This is a genomic window from Serratia sp. 121840015-1 (assembly GCF_053627655.1).
Map to the genome: position 1 here is coordinate 48064 of NZ_JBSEYF010000003.1, position 22247 is coordinate 70310.

General features: G+C 61.5%; 24 protein-coding genes and 1 tRNA gene. 13 read left to right on the forward strand and 12 right to left on the reverse strand.

Annotated features, from left to right (window positions below; translation table 11 throughout):
* Positions 1–59: 59 nt before the first annotated feature.
* The 5 genes from crl (at position 60) to ACUXAC_RS16500 (ending at position 3621) form a co-directional block, all read left to right on the forward strand.
* Positions 60–461, forward strand: coding sequence for a sigma factor-binding protein Crl (gene crl, locus ACUXAC_RS16480; RefSeq protein ID WP_004930258.1), 402 nt, complete (start codon positions 60–62; stop codon positions 459–461).
* Positions 462–577: 116 nt separating this feature from the next.
* Positions 578–1681: a glutamate 5-kinase gene (gene proB, locus ACUXAC_RS16485; RefSeq protein ID WP_015376738.1), complete on the forward strand. Its 1104-nt coding sequence runs from the start codon at positions 578–580 to the stop codon at positions 1679–1681.
* Between the two features lie 9 nt (positions 1682–1690).
* The gene (proA, locus tag ACUXAC_RS16490; RefSeq protein ID WP_060440625.1) at positions 1691–2944 is read left to right on the forward strand and encodes a glutamate-5-semialdehyde dehydrogenase; all 1254 of its coding nucleotides are present in this window, start codon (positions 1691–1693) and stop codon (positions 2942–2944) included.
* 187 nt (positions 2945–3131) lie between these two features.
* Positions 3132–3207: transfer RNA gene (locus ACUXAC_RS16495), tRNA-Thr, on the forward strand.
* A gap of 195 nt (positions 3208–3402) precedes the next feature.
* Positions 3403–3621: a TM2 domain-containing protein gene (locus tag ACUXAC_RS16500; protein ID WP_342100711.1), complete on the forward strand. Its 219-nt coding sequence runs from the start codon at positions 3403–3405 to the stop codon at positions 3619–3621.
* Between the two features lie 51 nt (positions 3622–3672).
* On the opposite strand, the gene ACUXAC_RS16505 is transcribed toward ACUXAC_RS16500, so the two are convergent.
* Positions 3673–4206, reverse strand: a complete 534-nt coding sequence (locus tag ACUXAC_RS16505; protein WP_387443360.1) for a hypothetical protein — start codon at positions 4204–4206, stop codon at positions 3673–3675.
* A 502-nt stretch (positions 4207–4708) separates the two neighbouring features.
* On the opposite strand from ACUXAC_RS16505, the gene ACUXAC_RS16510 reads away from it, so the two are divergent.
* Complete coding sequence (locus ACUXAC_RS16510; protein WP_387443363.1) at positions 4709–5806, forward strand: hypothetical protein; 1098 nt, start codon at positions 4709–4711, stop codon at positions 5804–5806.
* 3 nt (positions 5807–5809) lie between these two features.
* On the opposite strand, the gene ACUXAC_RS16515 is transcribed toward ACUXAC_RS16510, so the two are convergent.
* From ACUXAC_RS16515 to ACUXAC_RS16535, 5 genes are all read right to left on the reverse strand, one after another.
* A complete protein-coding gene (locus tag ACUXAC_RS16515; protein WP_454266786.1) occupies positions 5810–6319 on the reverse strand; it encodes a hypothetical protein in 510 nt (169 codons plus the stop codon).
* A 211-nt stretch (positions 6320–6530) separates the two neighbouring features.
* Entirely contained in the window at positions 6531–7706 is a 1176-nt protein-coding gene (locus tag ACUXAC_RS16520) for a hypothetical protein (RefSeq protein ID WP_387443365.1), read from the reverse strand.
* Positions 7703–8989, reverse strand: a complete 1287-nt coding sequence (locus ACUXAC_RS16525) for a hypothetical protein (protein ID WP_387443368.1) — start codon at positions 8987–8989, stop codon at positions 7703–7705. Before ACUXAC_RS16525 ends, ACUXAC_RS16520 begins: the two co-directional genes overlap by 4 nt.
* Positions 8990–9042: 53 nt before the next feature.
* Entirely contained in the window at positions 9043–9567 is a 525-nt protein-coding gene (gene cybB / locus ACUXAC_RS16530; RefSeq protein WP_072265465.1) for a cytochrome b561, read from the reverse strand.
* Positions 9568–9845: 278 nt separating this feature from the next.
* Positions 9846–11447 (reverse strand): ABC transporter substrate-binding protein, encoded by a 1602-nt coding sequence (locus tag ACUXAC_RS16535; RefSeq protein ID WP_055312975.1) that lies wholly within the window; start codon positions 11445–11447, stop codon positions 9846–9848.
* Between the two features lie 174 nt (positions 11448–11621).
* Between ACUXAC_RS16535 and ACUXAC_RS16540 the strand changes: the two genes are divergently transcribed.
* On the forward strand, positions 11622–12203 hold the full coding sequence (locus tag ACUXAC_RS16540) for a flavin reductase family protein (RefSeq protein ID WP_033641194.1): 582 nt from the start codon (positions 11622–11624) through the stop codon (positions 12201–12203).
* On the opposite strand, the gene ACUXAC_RS16545 is transcribed toward ACUXAC_RS16540, so the two are convergent.
* Positions 12200–12580, reverse strand: a complete 381-nt coding sequence (locus ACUXAC_RS16545) for a winged helix-turn-helix transcriptional regulator (RefSeq protein WP_142109339.1) — start codon at positions 12578–12580, stop codon at positions 12200–12202. The two genes, ACUXAC_RS16540 and ACUXAC_RS16545, sit on opposite strands and share 4 nt — an antisense overlap.
* A gap of 84 nt (positions 12581–12664) precedes the next feature.
* On the opposite strand from ACUXAC_RS16545, the gene ACUXAC_RS16550 reads away from it, so the two are divergent.
* Entirely contained in the window at positions 12665–13432 is a 768-nt protein-coding gene (locus ACUXAC_RS16550) for an NAD(P)H-dependent oxidoreductase (protein WP_387443371.1), read from the forward strand.
* On the opposite strand, the gene ACUXAC_RS16555 is transcribed toward ACUXAC_RS16550, so the two are convergent.
* Positions 13429–13677, reverse strand: a complete 249-nt coding sequence (locus tag ACUXAC_RS16555) for a hypothetical protein (protein WP_038873128.1) — start codon at positions 13675–13677, stop codon at positions 13429–13431. The two genes, ACUXAC_RS16550 and ACUXAC_RS16555, sit on opposite strands and share 4 nt — an antisense overlap.
* Before the next feature lie 193 nt (positions 13678–13870).
* Between ACUXAC_RS16555 and ACUXAC_RS16560 the strand changes: the two genes are divergently transcribed.
* Positions 13871–14275, forward strand: coding sequence for an Exc2 family lipoprotein (locus tag ACUXAC_RS16560; protein WP_197809654.1), 405 nt, complete (start codon positions 13871–13873; stop codon positions 14273–14275).
* Between the two features lie 107 nt (positions 14276–14382).
* On the forward strand, positions 14383–15024 hold the full coding sequence (locus ACUXAC_RS16565; RefSeq protein WP_049202306.1) for a DsbA family protein: 642 nt from the start codon (positions 14383–14385) through the stop codon (positions 15022–15024).
* Positions 15025–15059: 35 nt separating this feature from the next.
* Here ACUXAC_RS16565 and ACUXAC_RS16570 read toward each other — a convergent pair whose 3' ends face one another.
* Positions 15060–15782 (reverse strand): acid phosphatase, encoded by a 723-nt coding sequence (locus tag ACUXAC_RS16570; RefSeq protein WP_049202307.1) that lies wholly within the window; start codon positions 15780–15782, stop codon positions 15060–15062.
* Between the two features lie 222 nt (positions 15783–16004).
* Here ACUXAC_RS16570 and feaR point away from each other — a divergent pair, with 222 nt between their 5' ends.
* The gene (gene feaR, locus ACUXAC_RS16575) at positions 16005–16904 is read left to right on the forward strand and encodes a transcriptional regulator FeaR (RefSeq protein ID WP_038873140.1); all 900 of its coding nucleotides are present in this window, start codon (positions 16005–16007) and stop codon (positions 16902–16904) included.
* 33 nt (positions 16905–16937) lie between these two features.
* On the opposite strand, the gene ACUXAC_RS16580 is transcribed toward feaR, so the two are convergent.
* Both ACUXAC_RS16580 and leuE read right to left on the reverse strand, forming a co-directional pair.
* Positions 16938–18437 carry an aldehyde dehydrogenase family protein gene (locus ACUXAC_RS16580; RefSeq protein WP_060432523.1) on the reverse strand — a complete coding sequence of 500 codons (1500 nt, stop codon included), beginning with the start codon at positions 18435–18437 and terminating at the stop codon, positions 16938–16940.
* A 159-nt stretch (positions 18438–18596) separates the two neighbouring features.
* Positions 18597–19235 carry a leucine efflux protein LeuE gene (gene leuE / locus ACUXAC_RS16585; RefSeq protein WP_016928933.1) on the reverse strand — a complete coding sequence of 213 codons (639 nt, stop codon included), beginning with the start codon at positions 19233–19235 and terminating at the stop codon, positions 18597–18599.
* A 237-nt stretch (positions 19236–19472) separates the two neighbouring features.
* On the opposite strand from leuE, the gene ada reads away from it, so the two are divergent.
* On the forward strand, positions 19473–20528 hold the full coding sequence (gene ada, locus ACUXAC_RS16590; protein ID WP_049202310.1) for a bifunctional DNA-binding transcriptional regulator/O6-methylguanine-DNA methyltransferase Ada: 1056 nt from the start codon (positions 19473–19475) through the stop codon (positions 20526–20528).
* Entirely contained in the window at positions 20525–21238 is a 714-nt protein-coding gene (locus tag ACUXAC_RS16595) for a 2OG-Fe(II) oxygenase (RefSeq protein WP_100396247.1), read from the forward strand. The genes ada and ACUXAC_RS16595 overlap by 4 nt, the downstream gene beginning before the upstream one ends.
* Here ACUXAC_RS16595 and tehB read toward each other — a convergent pair.
* Positions 21233–22096: an SAM-dependent methyltransferase TehB gene (gene tehB, locus ACUXAC_RS16600; RefSeq protein ID WP_060423195.1), complete on the reverse strand. Its 864-nt coding sequence runs from the start codon at positions 22094–22096 to the stop codon at positions 21233–21235. The genes ACUXAC_RS16595 and tehB overlap by 6 nt on opposite strands.
* Positions 22097–22247 lie beyond the last annotated feature (151 nt).

A 22247-nucleotide genomic window follows, 5' to 3' on the forward strand; every position in this document is an offset into this window, starting at 1 on the left:
TAGTTGCTAAATTTTAACAGTTTGTTAAAAAGAGTGGTCTACATTGAGGAGGTTAGAGAATGACGTTACCGAGTGGTCACCCTAAAAGCCGACTAATGAAACGTTTTGCCAGCTTGGGGCCGTACCTGCGTGAAGGGCAATGTGAGAACGACCGGTTTTTCTTTGATTGTTTGGCCGTCTGCGTCAATGTAAAGCCCGCTCCGGAAAAGCGTGAGTTCTGGGGCTGGTGGATGGAGCTGCAGGCGGAAGAGGCGCGCTTCACCTATTCGTACCAATTCGGCCTGTTCGACAAGGAAGGCGACTGGACGGCGCAAAACATTAAGGATGATGAAGTGAACGCCAAGCTGGAAGACACCCTGCGCGACTTCCATCGCCGCCTGGGCGAACTGCTGGCGACCATGGAACTGGGGCTGGAACCCGCCGACGATTTCAAAGAAAAACTGATCAAACTCTCCGCCTGACCCCGTTTGACCACGTATTGTGCTGATTTCGCGTTGTGCCTGTTGGCATAACGCGTCTCTCCTGTTACAAAGACCTTTGCACTCTTCTTCTCATCATTACACACGGCAGAAATACTATGAACGGCAGCCAGACATTGGTTGTGAAATTGGGCACCAGCGTGTTGACCGGCGGATCGCTGCGTCTGAACCGCGCCCACATTGTCGAATTGGTGCGCCAATGTGCGCAGCAACACGCCGCGGGCCACCGCATCGTCATCGTCACCTCCGGCGCCATCGCCGCCGGGCGCGAACACCTGGGCTACCCCGAGCTGCCCGCCACTATCGCTTCCAAGCAGCTGCTGGCAGCGGTGGGGCAGAGCCGGCTGATCCAGCTGTGGGAACAGCTGTTCTCCATTTACGGCATCCACGTCGGGCAGATGCTGCTGACGCGCGCCGATCTGGAAGACCGCGAGCGCTTCCTCAATGCGCGCGATACCATGACGGCGCTGCTGGACAACCGCATCGTGCCGGTAATCAATGAGAACGACGCCGTCGCCACCGCCGAAATCAAGGTGGGCGACAACGATAACCTGTCGGCGCTGGCGGCCATTCTGGCCGGGGCCGACAAACTGCTGCTGCTGACCGATCAGCAGGGCCTCTACACCGCCGATCCGCGCAACAACCCACAGGCCGAACTGATCCGTGAAGTGCACGGCATCGACGACGCGCTGCGCGCCATCGCTGGCGACAGCGTCTCCGGCCTGGGCACCGGCGGCATGGGCACCAAGCTGCAGGCGGCCGACGTGGCCTGCCGCGCCGGCATCGACGTGGTGATCGCCGCGGGCAGCAAGCCGGGCGTGGTGGCGGACGTGATCGAAGGCAAACCGGTGGGCACCCGTTTCCACGCGTTGGAAACCCCGCTGGAAAACCGCAAGCGTTGGATCTTCGGCGCGCCACCGGCCGGTGAGATCACCGTCGACGATGGCGCGGTGGAAGCGATGATGGCGCGCGGCAGCTCGCTGTTGCCAAAGGGCATTCGCGAAGTGAAGGGCGACTTCTCGCGCGGCGAAGTGATCCGCATCCGCAACCTGGCGGGGCGCGATCTGGCGCACGGCGTCAGCCGCTACAACAGCGACGCGATGCGCATGATCGCCGGGCACCACTCGCAGGAAATCAGCGAGATCCTCGGTTATGAATACGGTCCGGTGGCAGTGCACCGCGACGATATGATTGTCAGTTAAGGAGTGAGCATGCTGGAGCAGATGGGGAAGGCCGCCAAGCAGGCCTCCTGGCAGCTGGCGGTGCTGAGCACGGCGAAGAAGAATCAGGTGCTGTCGGTGATGGCCGACAGGCTGGAAGCCAGCAGCGAAGCGATCCTGCTGGCGAACGAACAAGACATGGCGCAAGCGCGCGCCACCGGCATGAGCGAAGCGCTGCTCGATCGCCTGCTGTTGACCCCGGCGCGGCTGGCGGCGATCGCCAACGACGTGCGCCAGGTGTGCCGCCTGAACGATCCGGTCGGCCACGTGTTGGACGGCAACCTGCTGGACAGCGGGCTGAAGCTGGAGCGCCGCCGGGTGCCGCTCGGCGTGATCGGCGTGATTTACGAGGCGCGGCCGAACGTCACCATCGACGTCGCCAGCCTGTGCCTGAAAACTGGCAACGCGGTGATCCTGCGCGGCGGGAAAGAGACGCACAACACCAACCAGGCGACGGTGAAAGTGATCCAGCAGGCGCTGGAACAGTGCGGCCTGCCGGCGGCGGCGGTGCAGGCGATCGACAGTCCGGATCGTGCGCTGGTGAACGAACTGCTGCGCCTGGATCGCTATGTCGACATGCTGATCCCGCGCGGCGGCGCCGGCCTGCACAAGCTGTGCCGCGAGCAATCGACCATCCCGGTAATCACCGGCGGCATCGGCGTGTGCCATACCTACGTGGATGCCGACGTCGATTTCGACAAGGCGCTGACGGTGATTGAAAACGCCAAGATCCAGCGCCCGAGCGCCTGTAACTCGCTGGAGACGCTGCTGGTGAACCGCAGCATCGCCACCGAGTTCCTGCCGGCGCTGAGCGCCAAAATGGCGGCGGCGGGCGTGACGCTGCACGCGGCGGAAAACGCGCTGCCGCTGCTGCAGGGCGGCCCGGCGACGGTGGTGCCAGTGAACGCGGAAGATTACGACGATGAATGGTTGTCGCTGGATCTGAACGTGTTGCTGGTGGACGATATCGATCAGGCCATCGACCACATCCGCACCCACGGCACCAACCACTCCGACGCGATCCTCACCCGCTCGCTGAGCAGCGCCGAGCACTTCGTGCGCGCGGTGGACTCCTCGGCGGTGTATGTCAACGCCAGCACCCGCTTCACCGACGGCGGCCAGTTCGGCCTGGGCGCGGAAGTGGCGGTGAGCACCCAAAAACTGCACGCCCGCGGCCCGATGGGCCTGGACGCGCTGACCACCTACAAGTGGATCGGCTACGGCGACGATCTGGTGCGCAGCTAAGGCCGGATTGCGACAGTAAAGACGTCAGGGCGCAGCGTGTTGCGCCCTGATTTTTTTGGAAGGGCCAACGCGCGGCAGTGTGGCTGCTTGCAAAACAACCAAACGCCCCGGCGGCTATTGACTCATTTCGTGCACAGGTCTACCTTGTTCAACGCACTTCCGGCTTGCCCCGCAGGCCCGGCTCGATGCCGATATAGCTCAGTTGGTAGAGCAGCGCATTCGTAATGCGAAGGTCGTAGGTTCGACTCCTATTATCGGCACCACCTCTCCTTCAGATTCCCTTTGCTTACCTTTTCGCCGGTTAAACAACCGTTTAATCATCCGCTGTTATAATTACCCCTGTTGAGTCTTGATGGATGAATGTTTTCTCCTCAAGCATTGCGATGCGGCGCTCTGTGGAGCGGCATCCGTTTTTTGGACATGCCGGTGGTTCGGTGAGAAGTTAGGAGAAGTGCACTATGAGCAGAAAAGACAAGCTCGCGGCGGCCCTGCTGGCCATCTTCCTGGGTGGGTTGGGCATTCACAAGTTTTACTTAGGGATGAAGTGGTGGGGGCTGTTCTACCTGCTGTTCTGCTGGACGGGGATCCCGGCGGTTGTCGGCTTTATCGAAGGCATTATTTATCTGTTCCAATCGGAAGAGAAGTTCAACCAGAAATACAATCCGGGTCTGATTTAACGCGTTTTCTGGCGGCGCCTCCTGTTAAGGGAAGCGCCGTTTTTCATTCCGTTACTGTTTCTTCATCATCATCTTGCCGCGCATCTCTTTGCTCATCATTTTATTCGAGCTGGAAATGACGCAGTTATATTGCTTACCTTGGTTAATGATCATAAAGGTGCTGACCGGATCTTTAAAATTCTTGTCGATGGTGAAATAAATATAGGCCTGCGGCAGTGCGGCCGGTTTAAAGGCGCCGAAGGCATACACATCCGCCAGGCCCAACGCGGAGAGATCGACCGTCAGCTCCATGGGCTTCATGGAATCCGGTGATGGGAACATCGATTTGGCCGACATCATCATGGTGCTGCTGTTAATGGTGTAATCGGTTTTAACCTTCATGCCCATATATTTCGATTCCGGCATGGAAAGTTCTTTTTTGCAGGCGGCGTCGTGCTGCGGCGCCGGGCTGCCGTTTTCCATCACGGCGTGCACGTGTTCCAGCGTCACTGCCGCGCTGCCGGTGGTAGGCTGCGCATCGGCCGCGTAAGCCGCGCCGCTGAAGGCGGCTACAGAGGTAAGGATGATGCCTGTAACGATTTTCATTGTCGCTCTCCGGAATACTAATAATGATATTAATTGCGGTGTGTAGCCTATTGGCTTGATAAAACGCAAGGTTACCCGTTCCGTGGAAATAAAATCCCATCGGAATATTGCTATAGAATGTTTTCCACCCTCGCGGTTAGCGGGGTTGATTCAACTTTGCTAAACGCCTTTCACTTTTTTATTCAGCGTTTTTACCTGCATATAAATAGTATGTCTAAACATAGTCAATGTTTAGAATATACACAAATTATTGCGGTTTTTTTCCTCTTTTATCTTTTGGCTTTTAATGGGGTTGCGAATATTGCATTGAGATACAGAGGGTTATCTTTTTACGTTGAAATCAACTCTGTGAAGCGTTATTTACGTGATCTTCATAGTCACAGAAATAACGATGAAATTATTACCTTTCTATTTAACGGCTAATTATTCATGGCATAGGCTTCAACCCCGCTAACCGCCTGAGCTAGAATCAGGCGGTTTTCTCGTTGAAAAGGATATCGCCATGGCCGCCTGGGCCCTTTTGATCGTCGGTTGGTTGTTGATTTGGCAGGATCACCCGGTTTTCGGCGTGCTGTGCATCGCGCTGTTTGCCGTGCTGCAATGGGCGAAGTACGCCGCTAAAAGCGCGCAAGACCCCGCAGAGGCGGCAGAATGGCGCAAGACCGACTGGCGCTCGCAGCCGATTGAGATGGCGCACGCCGGCGACAGCGATCGGCAGATTGGCGGCGTGGGGGAACTGGGCATGGGCGGCCCCAATTTTTGGACGCTGCTGCTGCGTGACGGGGCGATTGTGCATAGCGCCTGTGCCGCGCCGCAGGACGTGGACGGCGGCAAGCTGCGCCTGATCCCGACCCGCAGCCGCGAGGGTGAGGGGTTGACGGTGTACGAGCCTGCCGCCCGAGTGATGTACGCGCTGCCTGCATTGACCGAGCGGGAGCAGGACGCGTTGGCCGCCGGTTCCGCTGAGGCGCTGGCGCGGCTGCGGGCGAGGTGTCGGCAGGCGGAGGCTACGCCGCTGCGTCAGGTGCGCGGTCTGTGGGTGCCCCAGTGGACTGAGGATCCGGCGGATCGTCTGGCGATCGCCTTACCCAGCGGGCGGGCGCTGGCGGCGCGTTCGATGTTGCCGACGGATTTGCGCCAGGCGGACGATCCGGCCGCGTTGCTGCACGCGCCCCCTTATGAGCTGTTGCTGGATAACCGGCCGACGGATCGTTTTGTGCGCGATCTCGAACGCGTGGCGGAATCCCCGGCGGGTGACGGCTTGAGCGTCGGCGGCTGCCAGTTCCACGGCGAGCATATTGTCGATGGTCTGTACCATCTGTACTTCGCCGGCGAGTGGTTCAGCCTGCTATCTCACGCGCACAAACCGGCGGGCGGGCGCGGTTCGGACACCACTTTTTTCGTCGAGCGGGTCGAGCCGCAAGACGGCGGCGTGTTCGTGATTGAATGGGATGCCTACGGCGTGGGGCCCGACGGGCGTGCGCCGCGTGTCGCGGCGCCGCCGGTCTTGGTTATCGCGGTGAGCTGGCAGGAAGCGCCGCTGCAGCTGCCCACGGCCAATAACCGCGTGACCGTGCGCTTGCCCAACGCCACGGCGTAAGGCTTAAGGCAGCACCCTGACTTCGCCGTTGTGCAAGGTCAGTACGGCGATCGGGCTGCCGGAGAAGCACTCCCTAAAGGCCCAACTGCTGGGCCGAAACGCTGCCGCAGGCAGCCCGGCCTGCCACTCCTCCCATTGCGGAGCCGGCCGATCCGGCGGCAACAAGAAGGTGACCAGCCAACCGGCTTCGCAGCGCACCCTTTGGCCGCTCGGGCGGGTAAAGGTGTGCGCGCTCGCCAGCTCCATCACCGGCGGTAAAACCTCAAAGGCGATGATCGGCACGCCGGCCACGCTCTGTGGCTGAGGAAAACGCACGGCGGTCACGCCGTCCATCGTGATAGGGCTGTCTTCGGTGCCGGGCAGGCGTGGCTCCTGGCGATTTACCCAGCTTCCCTTCGGCAGCGTGATTTCACCAAACGGTTTTGCCTCGTCGAGCGTCAGGTAGCTGCGTTGATTCCAGCGTTCTTCCGCCCGCTGGCTCTTGATGTCCTGGATGGCCATGCCGATCAGCATCAGCGCGCACGCCACCGGGTAGACCGCCAGCGCCGAGGCCAGCAGATAGCCGCCCCAGGAGAGCGGCGGTCGCGGGCGGCCGCAGCGGGCAGAAGCGTAGCGCCAGCCTCACCAGGTGAGCAGGATACCGGTGAGCAGCAGGGCCAACAACAGCGCCAGCAATCCTGCGGCGCCGGCGCCATAACCTAACAGCATGGCAAGTTCCTTATGTTCACGGCGTGGTGGAACGATAGCGGACGAAGTAGGGCAGTGGCGGGGTCTCCCCGTCATCGCCATAGTGGCTTTCCGGTTCGATCACGGTCTGACGTGCGTCGTCGCGCCCGTTGTAGCGGTACTCCAACGGCTGCCGGTAGCGCACGTCGGATGAGCGCAGATCGAAAATCAGCGAAAGGCGCGCATCGCCGTTATCCGTTTGGGCGACCAGCTTGTCGTTGCCCGCCCACAGCTGATACAGCGATTTATCGCCGTTTTCCAACAGCACCGTCAGCTGCCCGCTAGATTGATAACGCAGGAGCTGATACAGCCCCCTGTCCAGCGTTTGCGCGATCAGGTAGATGCCGCCATCCGGGGCCTGGGCGCTTTCCTTCACGCGCACCGTTAGCCAATGCAGTTCGGCCACCTCGCCGGTTTTGCCGTTAACGGCGATGTGCAAGGCGCCGGAGCCGAGCACCGGGTTCATCCAGAACAGCACGCGTTCGCCATCAACGGCGGTAAAGATCTCGGGCATGGATTTGCGCTTTCCGGCGGCGTTAACCGTCGGTGAGTCCTCCTCGCCGCGCTCAAAGCCCAGCAGCTGCCGCGCGTCCAGCTGCGCCGGCAGATCCAGCGTTTGCCGCCAATGGGCGCCAAAGTCCGGGCTGTAGAATACGCCTTCGGTGCTGATGAAATACAGCGCGCGTTTCCCCGGCAGCGCCACCAGTTTGCCGCCGATAAAGGAAGGCAGGCTATCGTCGCCCTCGGGCCAGGGGATCAGTGGCCCGATGGTTCCCCGTTGCACATCGACCAGCCTGCGCCCCTTGGACAGAAAAAGCACGCACTCCTGCTCGACGCAAACCGCATCGTAGATCAACTCGTCGAGTTGCCCCAGCATCTGCAGCCCCTTCGGGCCGGTGAATAACACCTGGCTCAGGTAGTTGGCCGCCCAGCCGTAAAAGCTATTGTAGGCCCCGCGTTCGCTCCTTTTGCTGATGAGCAGCAGAGCGCCGTCCTGCGCCGGGTAGCTGTGGATGAGATCGTAACGGGCTATCGTCGGCAAGGCCTCGTCGCTCTGGGTCCATTGCCACTGTGCATAGCGTTGCTCAGGGGCGAGAAAATAGACGCCCAGCGCGCTGGCCAAAAACAGCGTCAGGATAATAAGGGGTCTTTTATAAAGCGCTAACGTCATCATTTCAGCTCCGTCACCTGCTCCTGCCGCCATAGCCTGCGGCGCAGATTGCGCAGGTATTTGAACGTCTTAAACGTGCGGTGCTGCTCAAAAGCGTAGAGGCGACAGATCTGGGCGAAGCCCTCGATCAGCAGCGCCAGGCCGCTGATCATCAACATCAGCAGCAGCAGAATCGGCGGCAATTCACTGCCGAGGCGCTTCAGGGTCCAGGCATCCAGGTAAACGCCCGCTGGGGTATCGGCGTTATCCCACACGATAAGGCCGAGCATCAAACACATCATGATCGCGCCGAGGATGAAGACGACGCGCGCGCTCAGGCTAAGGCCGGCTTCGGTGAAGTAGCGGCTGCCGCCGATGAGATAGGTCTGGCGATCGCGGTGATTGATGATCCCACGCACCGTAGGCAGCTCGGGGACGGTGTCGTTCTCGCAATACAACACCTGCAGCGGATCGCCTTTGGCGATGAAAAGCGGATGCTGCCGACGAAATACCGGATGCAGTTTGGTATTGGGGACGTTGAGCGCGCGGGTCGTCAACGCGAAGTGCGTCTCCTTCTGGCGCCACGCATAAGTGTCCAAATACTGCACCTGCCGCGGGATCTCATAGTGGAGGAGTTCGTAGCTCAGGGCGTTGACCGTCTCGATGCCGGAGGCCTCGACGCCGTCAGGGAGGGGAAACTCGGTTTGTTGCGATGTGGGCGCTGACGTTGCGTCTGCACGGATGGCCCGGTATCTGATGCCGGGGATTTTCAGGCTGAGCGAGCCGGGCGGCGTGACGTCTTGCCCCTGCAGCACGCGATCCAGCGCCCTGAGCAGGCGCCTGCGGCCGCGGTGCGCTATCAGCAGGAGCTCCGAACCGACGAACAGCACCAGGCCGATGCCGATAAGGCCGGCGATAATGGCGATAAAGAACAGGGCGATGGTCAGCCAGGAATCTTCTCGGTCCATGATGAAAAAGGCCGCCGGGAAACCGCCGGTGAGCGCCGCGCCCAGCACCAGCAGGGCGAAGTATTTCAGCTTGTATTTCAGCGTTCTGTCTGGCTCCAGCCGGCCTTTAGTGCCGTGTAGCAGCCAGTGCAGCCAATAGCTGCCGTCTTGCAGGCGGTGGGCGCCAATCTTCACCCGATCGCCGGCGGCGAGCCTGGCCAGCAGATTTTCGCTGTCGCTGAAGTCGTCACGGTAAAAAAAGAACGTCTGGCCGGAAGCGATGATCCTCACCAGGTTGTCGGGCGCCGTCTGTTGGCTAGCGCATTGCTCGACGGTCACATGAAAAAATTGGGTTTGCATGTCATTCCCTGTCAGCGGGCGTGGCCCGAAAATTCATCCCTGGCGCCAGGTAGTCAGCGCTTTTTCATCAGTGGCAGCATGCGCACCAGCGCATTGTCCTTGACGATATAGTGGTGGAACAGCGCGGCGGCAGCATGCAGGCCGATCAGCCAGTAGCCGAACGACGCCAGCGTTTTGTGCCAGCCGATAATCATCCGCGCCTGCGGCCGATCCGCCACGTCGGCGAACGGCATCGGCAGGCCGAACAGATACCACTCCTTGCCGCCCAGATAGCGCGAGTACACCCCCAGTACCGGCAGCGTTAGCAGCAGCAGGTAAATCAGGGTGTGCGTCAGGTGCGCCAGGCCGGTTTGCCACTTCGGCGGTTTGGGCACGATAGCGGGCGAAGGGTGGCGCCAGCGCAGGAACAGGCGGGCGATCATCAGCGCAAACACCGTTACGCCGCAGCTGAAGTGGGTGACAACCAGCACGTACCAGGGGGCGCTGCCCGGTTCGGCAAAGCCGCGCAGCTCGATGGTGACGCAGGTGATGACCAGCAGGATCGCCACCAGCCAGTGCAGGCGAATTTGCCACGGCATGTAGGTGTTCTGCACCGGGTTACCTTTTGATGTTAAAGGGTCTGTGTGCCGATGGTAACGAAATGTTACAGGCGAGGAAAGCGCCTGCGTGCAGTTTAAGCAAAATGCCAGGGATTACGCCGCTTATTAAGCTATGAACTTAGTGGATTAAATGCCTGGCGGCAGGGGAGGGCGCTAGCATCGTAAGTTGTGAAGTTAATGCGCGGTAGGTTCAGAGGCTGGCAGCTTATTAAGCGATGAGGCGGGTAGCGCCGCAGCTCTCGCCGCGGCGCCTGGGATCAGTTCAATTTGGCCTTGGCGAAGTCGCTGCCGTTCACGTCCACCACGTAGCCGCTCAGGTTGCTGCGGGTGGCGTAGAACACTTTGCCGGTGGCCAGCGGCAGCCACGGCGCCTGTTTGGCGAAGATCACCTGCGCCTGTTGATACAGCTTGGCGCGCGCCTGCGGCTGATTTTCCTGAATCGCCTGCTGGATCAGGCTGTCGTAATCCTTATCGCACCAGCGCGCCACGTTGGCGCCGCTCTGCACCCCGGCGCAGCCGAGCAGGGTGGCGAAGTTATCCGGATCGCCGTTGTCCGACACCCAACCGTACAGCGCGCTCTGCTGTTCGCCTTTGCGCAGCCCGGCCAGATACTGGCCCCACTCCCAGGTGACGATCTTGGCTTTCACGCCCACCTTCGCCCAGTCGCTCTGGATCATCTCGGCGATGCGCTTCGAGTTCGGGTTGTAGGGGCGCTGTACCGGCATCGACCAGATGTCGGTCTCAAAGCCCTGCTCCAGCCCGGCCTGCTTCAGCAGCTCGCGCGCCTTCTGCGGATCGTAGGCGTACTCCGGCAGTTTATCGTTGTAGCCCAGCATGCCCGGCGGCAGCAGCGAGTTGGCCGGCGTGCCGCTGTCTTTGAACACTGCGGCGACGATCGCTTTCTTGTCCACTGCATAGCTCAGCGCCTGGCGCACCAGCAGGTTGTCGAACGGTTTTTTCTGGGTGTTGAACGCCAGATAGCCGACGTTCAGCCCGGTAATGTCGTGCAGCTGCAGGTTGCCGTCGGCCTTGATGGCGGCGAACTGTTCCGGCAGCGGCGCGGGGATGATCTGGCATTCATTGGTCTTCAGCTTGGCCAGCCGGGTTTGCGGATCCGGCGTAATCGAGAAGATCAGATGCTTGCTGGCCACTTCGCCCTGCCAGTAGTGCGGGTTGGCGATGTAGCGGATCAGCGAATCCTGCTTGTACTGCTGCAGCGCGAACGGCCCGGTGCCGATCGGCCAGTTGTCGACGTATTCCGGCGTGCCCTTTTTCAGCATGGCGTCGGCGTATTCGGCGGACAGGATTGAGGCGAAATCCATCGCCCAGTCGGCGACGAAGGCGGCGTTGGGCTGGCTCAGCGTGAAGCGTACGTGATGCTCGTCCACCGCTTCCACCTTGGCGATCAGTTTATCCAGGCCCATGTCGGTGAAGTATTCATAGTTGCCGCCGGAGACCTTGTGATACGGGTTAGCGGGATCCTTCTGCCGCATCACGGTGAACACCACGTCTTCGGCGTTGAAGTCGCGCGTTGGGGTGAAATATTTGTTGCTGTTGAATTTCACGCCCTGGCGCAGGGTAAAGGTGTAGGTCTTGCCGTCCGGGCTGACGCTCCACTCGGTGGCCAGCGAAGGGGCAGGGGTTTTATCGCTTTCGCGCAGAGTTACCAGCCGGTTGTACAGCACCTGCGAGGTGGCGATAAAGGTCGGCCCGGAGCTGGAAAGCTGCGGGTTGAACGATTCCGGCGAGGCGACGGTGCAGTACACCAGCGCATCGGAAGCGGCCAGCGCGCTGCCCGCCGACAGCAGGCCGGCGCTTGCCAGCGCCAGCGCGGCGATAGGGTGTTTTGAAAACGTCAAGGCAAGATCCTCAGGTGGGGGGAGCCGTTAGCGGCGAATTGATTTAACTATAGATAACGGATGGCGCGACGGGGAACAAGCGCCTCAGCTGCGCATTCTGTGCGCCCCGCGTTGCCTGCCACCGCAGCGCAGATCTACACTGCGGGACAATCAGTCACTCGCAAGGATTTCCCGATGAGCCACTTTCGCCCTGTCGCCCTCGAACACGCCAGCCGCCTGCTGAACCACGGCCCGACGGTATTGATCACCAGCCGCAGCCGCGACGGCGCCAAACGCAACGTGATGGCTGCCGCCTGGTCGATGCCGGTGGAGTTCAGCCCGCCGCGCATTGCCATCGTGGTGGACAAAGGGGCGCACAGCCGGCAAATGATCGAGGAAAGCGGCGCATTCGGCATTTGCGTGCCGGCGGCCATGTTCATCGACGCCACCTACGCGGTCGGCAGCGTGTCCGGGCTGGATGACGACAAGTTCGCCCGCTTCCACATCGCCGCGGCGCCGAGCGCCACCCTGCAGGTGCCGCTGATCGAACAGGGTTGCGTGGCGTGGCTGGAGTGCCGCTTATTGCCGGAAAGCGGCGCGCAGGAAAAATACGACACCTGCTTCGGCGAGGTGCTGAGCGCGGCGGCGGACGAGCGGGTGTTCCAGCAGGGGCGCTGGAACTTCACCGCCGCCAATGCGGATCTGCATACGATTCATCATCTGGGGGCGGGCAACTTCGTGCGCAGCGGCGAGACGCTGCGGGCCAAACCGCTTTAATCGGCCTCGCGCCCGCGGTCGGCATCATAGCGCTCGCGGGCGGCGTCCAACTCGGGGAAATGGTATTCCGCCCATCGGTCCAGCGCCGTCAGCGTCTCGACCAGCGAGCAGGCGACGGCGCTGAGCCGGTATTCCACATGCGCCTGATTCTTTTCACTTAAATCCAGCCGTTCGAGCAGCCCGTTGCGTTCCAGCTGGCGCAGCGTTTGCGTCAGCACCTTCTGTGAAATGCCGTCGATGCGGCGCAGCAGCTCGCCGTTGCGCATCGGCCGCTGCGCCAGCGCGGGCAGGATCAGCATCACCCACTTGCCGGAAATCAGCGCCAGCGCATCGCGCGCGGAGCATTTACTCGAATAGACGTCGCCGGGATAGGCCATGGGGGGTTACCTTCAGGTGCGTAATTGCCAAGGATGCGATAAAGCCACAGCATAGCAGCACCACCTTACCGTGGGAGAAACAGGATGAACGTGCTGATTGTGCTGGCTCACCCCGAGCCACATTCTTTCAATGCCCATTTGGCCGAACAGGCGCGGCAGGCCTGGCTGGCGCAGGGGCACCAGGTGAAGACGGTCGATCTGTATCAGGAGGGGGTTGATCCGCGCGAAGGCGCCGGCCATTACCCCAGCAGAAAGCAGGCGGACAGGTTCGATGCGATGCAGGAGCAGCGCCATCACTGGACGATCCAGGCGCTGCCGGCGGAGATTCGGCGGCATATCGAGCTGCTGCGCTGGGCGGATACGCTGGTGCTGCAGTTCCCTTTCTGGTGGTTCGGCGCACCGGCCATCCTCAAAGGCTGGATGGATCGGGTGTTCGTTTACGGCGGGGTGTACGACAGCCGCCACCGCCATGAGAACGGCGTGATGCGCGGCAAACGGGCGCTGCTGACCGTTACCGCTGGCGCTTCCGCTCAGGCCTGTGCGCCGGACGGGCGTGACGGCGATATGCGGTTGATGCTGTGGCCGATCATGCATGCGCTGCACTATATCGGCTTTAGCGTGCTGGAGCCGTTCCTGGTCTATGGCGTGCGCGGCGGGTTGGCGGGCGAGGAGCGGCGGGCGCAGAACGCCGCTTTGGCGCAGGTGACGCAGGCGTATCGGGAAGGCTTAAGCGATCTTGCCGCCTGGCCGGCGGTACCGTTCAACCGCAATGACGATTTTGACGCCGATATGGCGCTGAAGCCCGGCGCGCCGGTCTACAGCCCGTTCGTGCGGCACCGCGATCCGATTTAGAACCCGGCCTTCAGCAGTTCCTCGCGCAAGTCGTCGATAATCGCCGGTTCGATGTCGGGGAACTGTTGCTGGATATCGGCGATGGCGTCGGCCACGCTCGGGCCGGCGAAGGTGCCGGAGAAGGGCACCAGCGGCAGGTTGGCGTCGCTGTCCGGCAGTTCACCGCGGATAGTGCCGGTGATCATGCCCGCTTTTTTTTCCGCCGTGAGGTCGTACTCCCCCACGTTTTTGTCGATCGGTTTCATTGGCCGCCTCGCTGTCGGTGAGTGTTTACCCTGTTCTGTTAAAGCATAGTGTTTCAGGCAATGAATACCAATCAATGTATATAATATTAATATAAAACAATATGATGCGATTTTTTGTCGTTTGACGTTCACCGGGGGCCGGCGCTATGCTCTTGGCGCTAAAGGACCTTCCTCACTGACAGGGACAGACGACATGAAAAAACTGAAAAGCGCGGCGCTGTTGTTGCCGCTGTTGGCGCTCAGCGCCTGCACCCACCACCTCAGCAGCGCGGAGCTGCACGCCAAGCATTACGTTTATCAAACGCGCGACGACTTCGATCCGCAATTCCGCACCGATGTGAACGGCAGCATTAAAAACGCCGTGCCGATGTTCGAACAGTTCTACCAATGGGGGAAAAAGGATCGCGCGGCGGGCGTAGCGCGCAGCGAGGCGCAGAAAAAGGCCGACTATCTGGCCAGCGCGGAGTTCCAGCAGAACATGGAACACAAGACCATTTTCATCAATCGCGCCTACAGCGGCTCCGACAATCCTAAGCGTCGCCAGGTGCTGTCGCAGGAAGCGGTAGGTGCCTATTGGGACGGCTACGAAGGGCGCTGACTGAATCCCACATAAACAGAAGGTAATAAAAACTGGCCTTCTTCCGGTTATTTGATTATAAAAACCGCCGCTAAGGACGATGTTCATAATCGAAACCAGGAGTGTTTATGTTGGCAAAAGTTAAGCGTTCGTTCGCCGCCGCCGTCGTATTGATGTTGGCGTTGCCCGCGGTTCAGGCCGCGGATTACCGTGCGGGCGAGCAATACACCCGGCTGGATAAGCCGGTGGCCGCCGCGCCGGCGGTGGTGGAATTTTTCTCCTTCTACTGCGGCCCTTGCTATCAGTTCGCCGAAACCTACCGCGTAGGCAGTACTGTGGCGCAGGCGTTGCCCGCCGGTGAGAAAGTCACCAAGTATCACGTCAGCCTGATGGGCAAACTGGGCAATGAGCTGACCGAAGCCTGGGCGGTGGCGACGGTGCTGGGCGTGGAAGACAAGATTGAAGGAGCGATGTTCGACGCGGTGCAGAAACAGCGCGCCGTCAACGGCGCCGAAGATATTCAGCGGGTGTTCACGGCGGCCGGCATCGATGCCGCTACCTATGAAAACGCGCGTCACAGCCTGCTGGTCAAAGGATTGATCGCCAAGCAGAATGAAGCGGTGAAAGCGTTCGAGGTGCGCGGCACCCCATCGTTCTACGTGGCAGGCAAATACAAGATAGACAATGCCGGCATGGCGAGCACCAGCGTCGAAGGCTACGCCAAAGAGTACGCGGCGGTGGTGCGTTACCTGTTGGACAAGCAGCCGTAAACCGGGCCATCAGGGCCCGGTGTTAGCCGCCGGGTCTATTTTTCCGCAGGCAAATCCAGCGCCAGGCGCAGCTCGTCGCGCGCTTGCCGGTACTGCTGCTGGAAATCCTGCTGCTGTGAAAGCTGCTGGCTGATCACGCTGCCGGCGATGCGGCCCATCTCGATATCGGAAGGGTAGTGGATCCCTGCCACCACTCGGTTGTCACCGTATTGCCAGGCGCGGGTCATAATGGCGGCGCGCTTTTCCGGCACCATATTGGCCAGGGTGATGCCCATCAGCGTGCCCAGCGTGGTGTGGCCGGAAGGCCAGGAGCCGGAGCTGGAGCGCTTGACGATCGGCTCGATGCGGCTGTCCAGCATATGCGGGCGCGGGCGCTTCCAGAAATCTTTCGCCGGATCGACCACCGCCGCTTCGGTGGCGACGATGCGATCGAAGAAGGCGCTCACGGCCGGCAACGCTTTGGCGTTGAACTTCGGCCCCATCACGTTGCTGTACACCCAGACGTTCTCTTCCGCATCCGCCTTGGCCTGGCTGGCCATTTCCGGCGTGCGTTTCTGCTGCATGTCGAGCACTTCCCGCAGTTCGCGCTGGGTCTGCGCCGAGTCGTTGGCCGGCGGCGGCGGCAGGATGTGGGTCAGATCCACCTGCTGCGCGGTGGTGAACGGTTGGGCTTCCTCTGCCGCCTGCGCGTGGAACGCGGTCAGGGCGCTGGTGGTAAACAAACACAGCGCTAAAACGGATTTCTGCAACGATTTCATCGGATCATGTCCAGGGTGTCAAAGTGAAAGGGGAGCAGTCTGTATCTTTGGCGAGGCCTGTGACGATGAGATGACGGTTTCGTGGCGGATTGATGACGGGCGCCGGGTGAACTGTGATCGCGGCGCCAAATCCCCCGCTCGCCATTGATTGTGTGTTAACGGATTGTTATGGTGTTTTTCTGTTCAACGGCGCAGCACCGCTGCTGTTTGAAGGGAGAGATCATGACGGCATTGGCAACGCTCCGGGACGTCGGCTTCGAAGAGTGGCTGGGGAAAATCAACACCGCCTGCGGCCGATTCTGCGCGAAAACGCTGGGGCCGGGCTTCAGCGGGGCGATGCAGGAATTCCGCGCCCATGCGCTGCGCCTGAGCGTGGTCGACGTGTCTCAGGCCCGGCTGTACCGCACGCCGCGCGAGATCGCCCGCAGCGACGGCGCGCACTTTTTTACCGTCTTCCAGCTGCGCGGCAGCGCGTTGATGGAACAGGGCGAGAGCCAGACGGTGCTCTCTCCCGGCGACATCACGCTGATCGACGCCTCACGGCCCAGCAGCTTCACCTTCCAGCGCGATTCACGCCAAATCTCACTGCTGTTGCCGCGCGGCTGCCTGCCGGTGCCGCCGCCTTGTGCCCAGCGTCTCGGAGCAGAGCTCAGCGCGGTGCGCCTCAGCCGCCAGCTGGTGCTGAGCAGCATGCAGGATCCTCAGCTCGCCGCGGCGGAAAGCGAAGCGGTGCTGAATGCGCTGGCGGCGCTGCTGCGCCCGGCGCTGGCGCTCGAACAGGCGCGCCCGGAGGGGCAACAGCCGGTTTTCGACAAGGCGCTGGCGTTGATTGACAGGCATATTCAGTCGGCGCAGCTGCGCCCGGAATGGGTGGCGGCCGAGTTGGGGGTGTCGCTGCGCAGCCTGTATCGGCTGTTCGCCCGCCAGGGGCTGGTGGTGGCGCAGTACATCAGAAATCGCCGGCTGGATCTGTGCGCGCAGGCGCTGCGCAGTGCCGCCGGGCAGGAAAAGCTGGCCGGAGTCGGCCTCGACTGGGGTTTCGCCGATCACAGCCATTTCTCGACCGCTTTCAAGCAGCGTTTCGGCATGTCGCCGAGCGAGTACCGCCGGCAATATCAATAAGTCAGGGCGCGGGCCAGGCCCGCGCCGCCTCACTCAATAGCGGATGCAGACCGATTTGGTTTCGGTGTAGGCATCCAGCCAATCCGGGCCGAAGTCACGGCCGCTGCCCGACTGTTTGAACCCGCCGAACGGCATGTTCGGGTCGATCAGCGTATGGGTGTTGACCCACACGGTGCCGGCCTGGATGCGCGGCGTCAGCGCCATCGCTTTCTGCAGGCTGGTGGTCCACAGGCTGGCGGTCAGCCCGAAGTCGGTGTCGTTGGCCTTGCTCAATGCCTCTTCGGCGCTCGCTACCCGAATCAGGTTAACCACCGGGCCGAACACTTCCTCGCGCGTCAGGTTCAGCCTGTCGTCCGGGTTGATCACCAGCGTTGGCGGGATGTAGAAGCCATTGGCATCCGGCCCGGCCGCGCCGCCGATAAGCTCGGCGTTTTTCGCCCGGGCATCGTCCAGGTAGGCCGCTACCTTGTTGCGGTGCGCGAGCGACACCAGCGGGTTGATTTGCGCGCCGGTATCCATGCCCGGCCCGACCGACAGCGATTTCACCGCCTGTTCGAAACCGGCCACCAGTTGGTCATAGATCGGCGCTTCGATATAAATCCGCGAGCTGGCAGCGCACACCTGCCCCTGGTTGAGGAAGCTGCCGAGCATCAGGCCTTCGACCACCTGCTGCGGATCGGCGTCTTTCAGCACGATGGCCGGGTTTTTGCCGCCCAGCTCCAGCGTCACGCGGGTCAGGCGATCCGCCGCCGCGCGCGCGATGCTTTTGCCCACCGGCGTGGAGCCGGTAAAGCTGACTTTGGCGATCAGCGGATGTTCGGTCAGCGCCTTGCCGCACAGGGTGCCGCGGCCGGTGACCACGTTGAACACGCCCGGCGGCACGCCGGCTTCGCTCGCCAGTTCGGCCATGCGCAGCAGGGTGAGCGGGGTGGTTTCCGACGGCTTGATGACGATGGAGCAGCCTGCCGCCAGCGCCGGCATCACTTTCCACATGCCGATCATCAGCGGGAAGTTCCAGGGCACGATGCCAGCGACCACGCCAATCGGCTCTTTACGGGTATAAACCTGATATTTGGCGCCCGGCGGCATCGGAATGGAGACGTCCAGCGTCTGGCCGGTGATTTTGGTTGCCAGACCGGCGGTGTAGCGCATCCAGTTCAGGGTGCTGCCGACTTCGAAAGCGCGGGCGATGTTGATGGACTTGCCCTGCTCCAGGGTTTCCAGCTGCGCCAGCTCCTCGGCGTGTTGCTCCACCAAATCGGCGTAGCGCAGCAGGATGCGTTCGCGCTCTACCGGCAGACGCTGTGCCCAGACGCCTTCGCTGAAGGCTTTGTGGGCGGACTGCACCGCCAGCGCGACGTCTTGCTCGTTGGCGTCGGCGGTGGTGGCGATCTGCTGCCCATTGGCGGGGTTATACACCGCCAGGCGGCCTTCCGCGGCGGACGCGCGCCACTGGCCGTCGATATACAGCCCATGCTGACGATCGAGAAAACGCGACACGCTATCCAGCACGGCTACGGTATTGTCAGACATACATCCTCCGATCAGGCTCATCAGGTTATCGTTAACCCTGCAAGTCTAGATCAGCGGGAAAGCGGCGGCTTTGGTCTGCCTGACATTCGGTTTGCCCTGCGTGTCATTTTGCCGTGACGAACGAGTAAACCGCGGCCGGCGGGCGCCGGCCGGGAGGGATCACGAACTCAGGGTTGCCAGACGGGTGGCGAAGCCGAGGAACAGCAGGCCGATCAGGCCGTTGCCGAGCTTCGCCAGACCTTTCTTGTGATTGAAGAAATGCGCCAGCATCGCGCCGGAGAAGATCAGCGTGCTCATGTAGATAAAGCTGACGGCTTCGAGGATCAGCGCCAAAATGGTGAACGACAGTCCGGTGTGTGCGTAGTTGAAGTCGATGAACTGCACGAAGAACGACACGTAAAACAGGATAGCTTTTGGGTTGGTCAGGCTCAGCGTCAGCGATTTGCGCAGAATGCTGTGGCCGCCCTCAATTTGCTGCTGTTGCGCCTGCGCCTTCTGCACGAAGGTGGCGTAGAGGATTTTTGCGCCGAGGAACAGCAGGTAAATCGCGCCGAGAAAACGCACCAGGGTAAACAGGAACGGCGTGGTGCGGATCAGCGAAGCCACGCCGATATAGGCGCAGAAGATCAGGATCGCATCGCCGATGAACACGCCGAGCGCTGCGGTGTAGCCGGCGCGCACGCCGCGCGATACGCCGGTTTTCAGTACGTACAGCGTATTCGGCCCCGGCAGAATGATAATAAAGACCACCCCGGCCAAATAGGTCCATAAATTCAGGACGCCAAAACTCTCTAACACAATAACCTCTCCATGCGCGCAACTAACAGGCAAAAACACTGGCCACGCCCGTGGCCGGCCGCGATCCTAACGCTGTGCAACCGGGTTGGCAACGTAATAAACTTCATGTTGTTGGTTAAAAATTGTCGAAACATTGTTGAAAACGTCGGCGCCGAATTAAAAAGCAAGAGTCGGCGTGTTTCGCCAACGGCCCGTCACTATGCTGGTTAACATCGAAACCGCAGTGAGGAACGGATGATGAAAAACGTAATCGACAGCGCCGATCCGCGCTGGCTGGCGATCGTCAGCCGCGACAAGCACGCCGACGGCCGCTTTATCTACGCGGTGAAAACCACCGGCGTGTATTGCTCACCTTCTTGCCCGTCACGCCAGCCGAACCGGCAAAACGTGGAGCTGTTCGACGACGCCGAGCAGGCGGAGGCAGCGGGTTATCGGCCCTGCAAACGCTGCCGCCAGGGGCTGACGCCGTTGACGGAGCAGCATGCGCGGCAGATAGCCGAGGCCTGCCGCTATATCGAACGGGCGGAGAAAGCGCCGTCGCTGCAGACGCTGGCGCGCCACGTCGGGTTGAGCCAATACCATTTCCACCGGTTGTTCAAAGCGATCACCGGCCTGACGCCGAAAGGCTATGCCGACGCGCAGCGCAGCCAACGGCTGCGCACCGGTCTTACGCAGCAGGAGACGGTGACCGACGCGATCTTCGACGCCGGCTATGGCGCCAACGGCCGCTTCTACCAGCAAGCCAACGCCGCGCTGGGCATGACGCCGAAGGCTTACCGGGCGGGCGGCAAAGGCATGCGCATCCATTTCGCCGTCGGGCGCTGTTCGCTGGGCGAGATCCTGGCGGCACAGAGTGAGGTGGGCATCTGCGCCATTTTGCTGGGGGACGATGCGCAGCGGTTGGTGCAGGATCTGCAGGACAAGTTCCCTAATGCCGAGCTGATCGGCGGCGACGCGCAGTATGAAGCGCTGATGGCGCAGGTGGTGGGGTTGATTGAAGCGCCGGAGAACGGGTTGGCGCTGCCGCTGGATATTCGCGGCACCGCGTTTCAACAGCGGGTTTGGCAGGCGCTGCGGACGATACCGGTCGGCGAGACCGTCAGCTATGCCGATATCGCCCGGCGCATCGGCGCGCCCAAAGCGGTGCGCGCGGTGGCCGGCGCCTGCGCCGCCAACGTGCTGGCGGTGGCGATCCCCTGTCACCGGGTGGTGCGCAACGACGGCGCCTTGTCCGGCTATCGCTGGGGCGTCGAGCGCAAGCAAGCCTTGCTGGAAAAAGAGGCGCAGCGATGAGCGGCCCGCTGGCGGCGCGGCTGGCCGAATTGGACTGGGCGGCGATTGAACGCGAACTCGATGCGCAGGGCTGCGCGCGGTTGCCAGGCGTGCTCAGCCAAGACCTGTGCCGCGAGCTGGCGGCGTTCTACCCGCACGATGCGCACTTCCGCAGCCGCATCGTGATGGCGAAGCACGGTTTTGGCCGCGGCGAGTACCGCTATTTCGCCTATCCGCTGCCGCTTCCGGTGGCCGAGGTGCGCAGCCTGATGTATGCACGGCTGGCGCCGGTGGCCAACCGGTGGAATACCTTATTGGGTTTGACGGCGCGCTATCCCGCCGAACACGAGGCCTACCTGTCCGAATGCCACCGGGCCGGCCAACGGCGGCCGACGCCGCTGCTGTTGCGTTACGAAGCGGGGGATTACAACTGCCTGCATCAGGATCTGTACGGCGAGCGGGTGTTTCCGCTGCAGGTGGCGTTTTTACTTTCCGCCCCTGAACGGGACTTCACCGGCGGCGAATTCGTGCTGACCGAACAGCGGCCGCGGATGCAGAGTCGGCCTGAGGTGGTGCCGCTGCAGCAGGGCGACGCGGTAGTGTTCGCCGTGCATCACCGGCCGGTGGCGGGAGTGAAAGGCTACTATCGGGTCAATCTGCGCCACGGCGTCAGCCGGATACACGCCGGCCAACGCCACACGCTGGGGGTTATCTTTCACGACGCGCTATAGCTTGCGCGCCAGCAGGGTGGCGAAGCGCAGCGAGATGCGGTTGCCGGCGGCGTCGGTCTTGTGCAGTTGGCCGACGTCTTCGTTGTATTTGAGGATCTCCCAGTTGCGATAATAATGCTTCAGCTCACCCGGGCTGAAGGTGAACGGGAACGGCAGCGGGCAGGGATAATCCTCGGTATCCATCGCCGCCACGATCAGGTTATGGCCGCCGCGCACGGTGCTGTCCTGCATGTTTTGCACGATAGACGGAATTTGCTGGCGTTCGAGGAACATCATCACCACGGTGGACAGGATGAAGTCGTATTCGCCGCTGAAGCGGTGGGTATTGAGATCCTGCACGCTGGCGCTCAGGCGGGTCAGCTGCTCGGCGTCGATGATCTGATTGAGGCGGTCTATCGACGGCGCGTGCTTGTCCCAGGCGGTGACGTCGAAACCTTTCAGATTGAGATAGAGCGAATTGCGGCCGCCGCCGCAGCCCAGATCCAGCGCCTTGCCCGGCGCGATGCGCGCCGCCGCCTCGATCACTTCAGAGTGGGTGCGCGTCAGTTCGTATTTCTTGTGGTAGTAATCTTCCGGCGTGCAGTAAAACGCCAGCCGGCAGGTCATGTCGTCCGAGAAGGAAACGATGCGATGCCACTGCTGCGGTGCGATAAACGGCGGCTGGCTTTCGGGGCTGAACTGCCAGGTCTCGGTGGTGGCGCCGTCTTCGGTCATCATGGCGAACGTCAGGCTGCCGCTCAGGACGGTGAGCTTCGCCCAGGTGCCGCTCTGGGTGTTGTGGCGCTGGCGGAAGGCTTCCGGCAGCGTGTCGCTGTTCCATTCCGGCAGGGTTTTATAGCAAAGCAGCTGCTGCTCCATAAGGGGCTCCTCTGGCTGGACAAGCAAAGTGATTTATATGATGTATATAAAATACATCTTTATGAGGCGTTTGAACATAGCGGCCTGACGGGAAGGCGCGGCGATATCTTTATACTGGATTGTGCGCGGCGGCTGGGCTAATTTCAGTGCT

Coding starts and splice junctions, on each gene's coding strand:
- crl (WP_004930258.1), top strand. CDS start 60: ATGACGTTACCGAGTGGTCACCCTAAAAGCCGACTAATGAAACGTTTT.
- proB (WP_015376738.1), top strand. CDS start 578: ATGAACGGCAGCCAGACATTGGTTGTGAAATTGGGCACCAGCGTGTTG.
- proA (WP_060440625.1), top strand. CDS start 1,691: ATGCTGGAGCAGATGGGGAAGGCCGCCAAGCAGGCCTCCTGGCAGCTG.
- ACUXAC_RS16500 (WP_342100711.1), top strand. CDS start 3,403: ATGAGCAGAAAAGACAAGCTCGCGGCGGCCCTGCTGGCCATCTTCCTG.
- ACUXAC_RS16505 (WP_387443360.1), bottom strand. CDS start 4,206: ATGAAAATCGTTACAGGCATCATCCTTACCTCTGTAGCCGCCTTCAGC.
- ACUXAC_RS16510 (WP_387443363.1), top strand. CDS start 4,709: ATGGCCGCCTGGGCCCTTTTGATCGTCGGTTGGTTGTTGATTTGGCAG.
- ACUXAC_RS16515 (WP_454266786.1), bottom strand. CDS start 6,319: ATGCTGATCGGCATGGCCATCCAGGACATCAAGAGCCAGCGGGCGGAA.
- ACUXAC_RS16520 (WP_387443365.1), bottom strand. CDS start 7,706: ATGATGACGTTAGCGCTTTATAAAAGACCCCTTATTATCCTGACGCTG.
- ACUXAC_RS16525 (WP_387443368.1), bottom strand. CDS start 8,989: ATGCAAACCCAATTTTTTCATGTGACCGTCGAGCAATGCGCTAGCCAA.
- cybB (WP_072265465.1), bottom strand. CDS start 9,567: ATGCCGTGGCAAATTCGCCTGCACTGGCTGGTGGCGATCCTGCTGGTC.
- ACUXAC_RS16540 (WP_033641194.1), top strand. CDS start 11,622: ATGAGCCACTTTCGCCCTGTCGCCCTCGAACACGCCAGCCGCCTGCTG.
- ACUXAC_RS16545 (WP_142109339.1), bottom strand. CDS start 12,580: ATGGCCTATCCCGGCGACGTCTATTCGAGTAAATGCTCCGCGCGCGAT.
- ACUXAC_RS16550 (WP_387443371.1), top strand. CDS start 12,665: ATGAACGTGCTGATTGTGCTGGCTCACCCCGAGCCACATTCTTTCAAT.
- ACUXAC_RS16555 (WP_038873128.1), bottom strand. CDS start 13,677: ATGAAACCGATCGACAAAAACGTGGGGGAGTACGACCTCACGGCGGAA.
- ACUXAC_RS16560 (WP_197809654.1), top strand. CDS start 13,871: ATGAAAAAACTGAAAAGCGCGGCGCTGTTGTTGCCGCTGTTGGCGCTC.
- ACUXAC_RS16565 (WP_049202306.1), top strand. CDS start 14,383: ATGTTGGCAAAAGTTAAGCGTTCGTTCGCCGCCGCCGTCGTATTGATG.
- ACUXAC_RS16570 (WP_049202307.1), bottom strand. CDS start 15,782: ATGAAATCGTTGCAGAAATCCGTTTTAGCGCTGTGTTTGTTTACCACC.
- feaR (WP_038873140.1), top strand. CDS start 16,005: ATGACGGCATTGGCAACGCTCCGGGACGTCGGCTTCGAAGAGTGGCTG.
- ACUXAC_RS16580 (WP_060432523.1), bottom strand. CDS start 18,437: ATGTCTGACAATACCGTAGCCGTGCTGGATAGCGTGTCGCGTTTTCTC.
- ada (WP_049202310.1), top strand. CDS start 19,473: ATGAAAAACGTAATCGACAGCGCCGATCCGCGCTGGCTGGCGATCGTC.
- ACUXAC_RS16595 (WP_100396247.1), top strand. CDS start 20,525: ATGAGCGGCCCGCTGGCGGCGCGGCTGGCCGAATTGGACTGGGCGGCG.
- tehB (WP_060423195.1), bottom strand. CDS start 22,096: ATGGAGCAGCAGCTGCTTTGCTATAAAACCCTGCCGGAATGGAACAGC.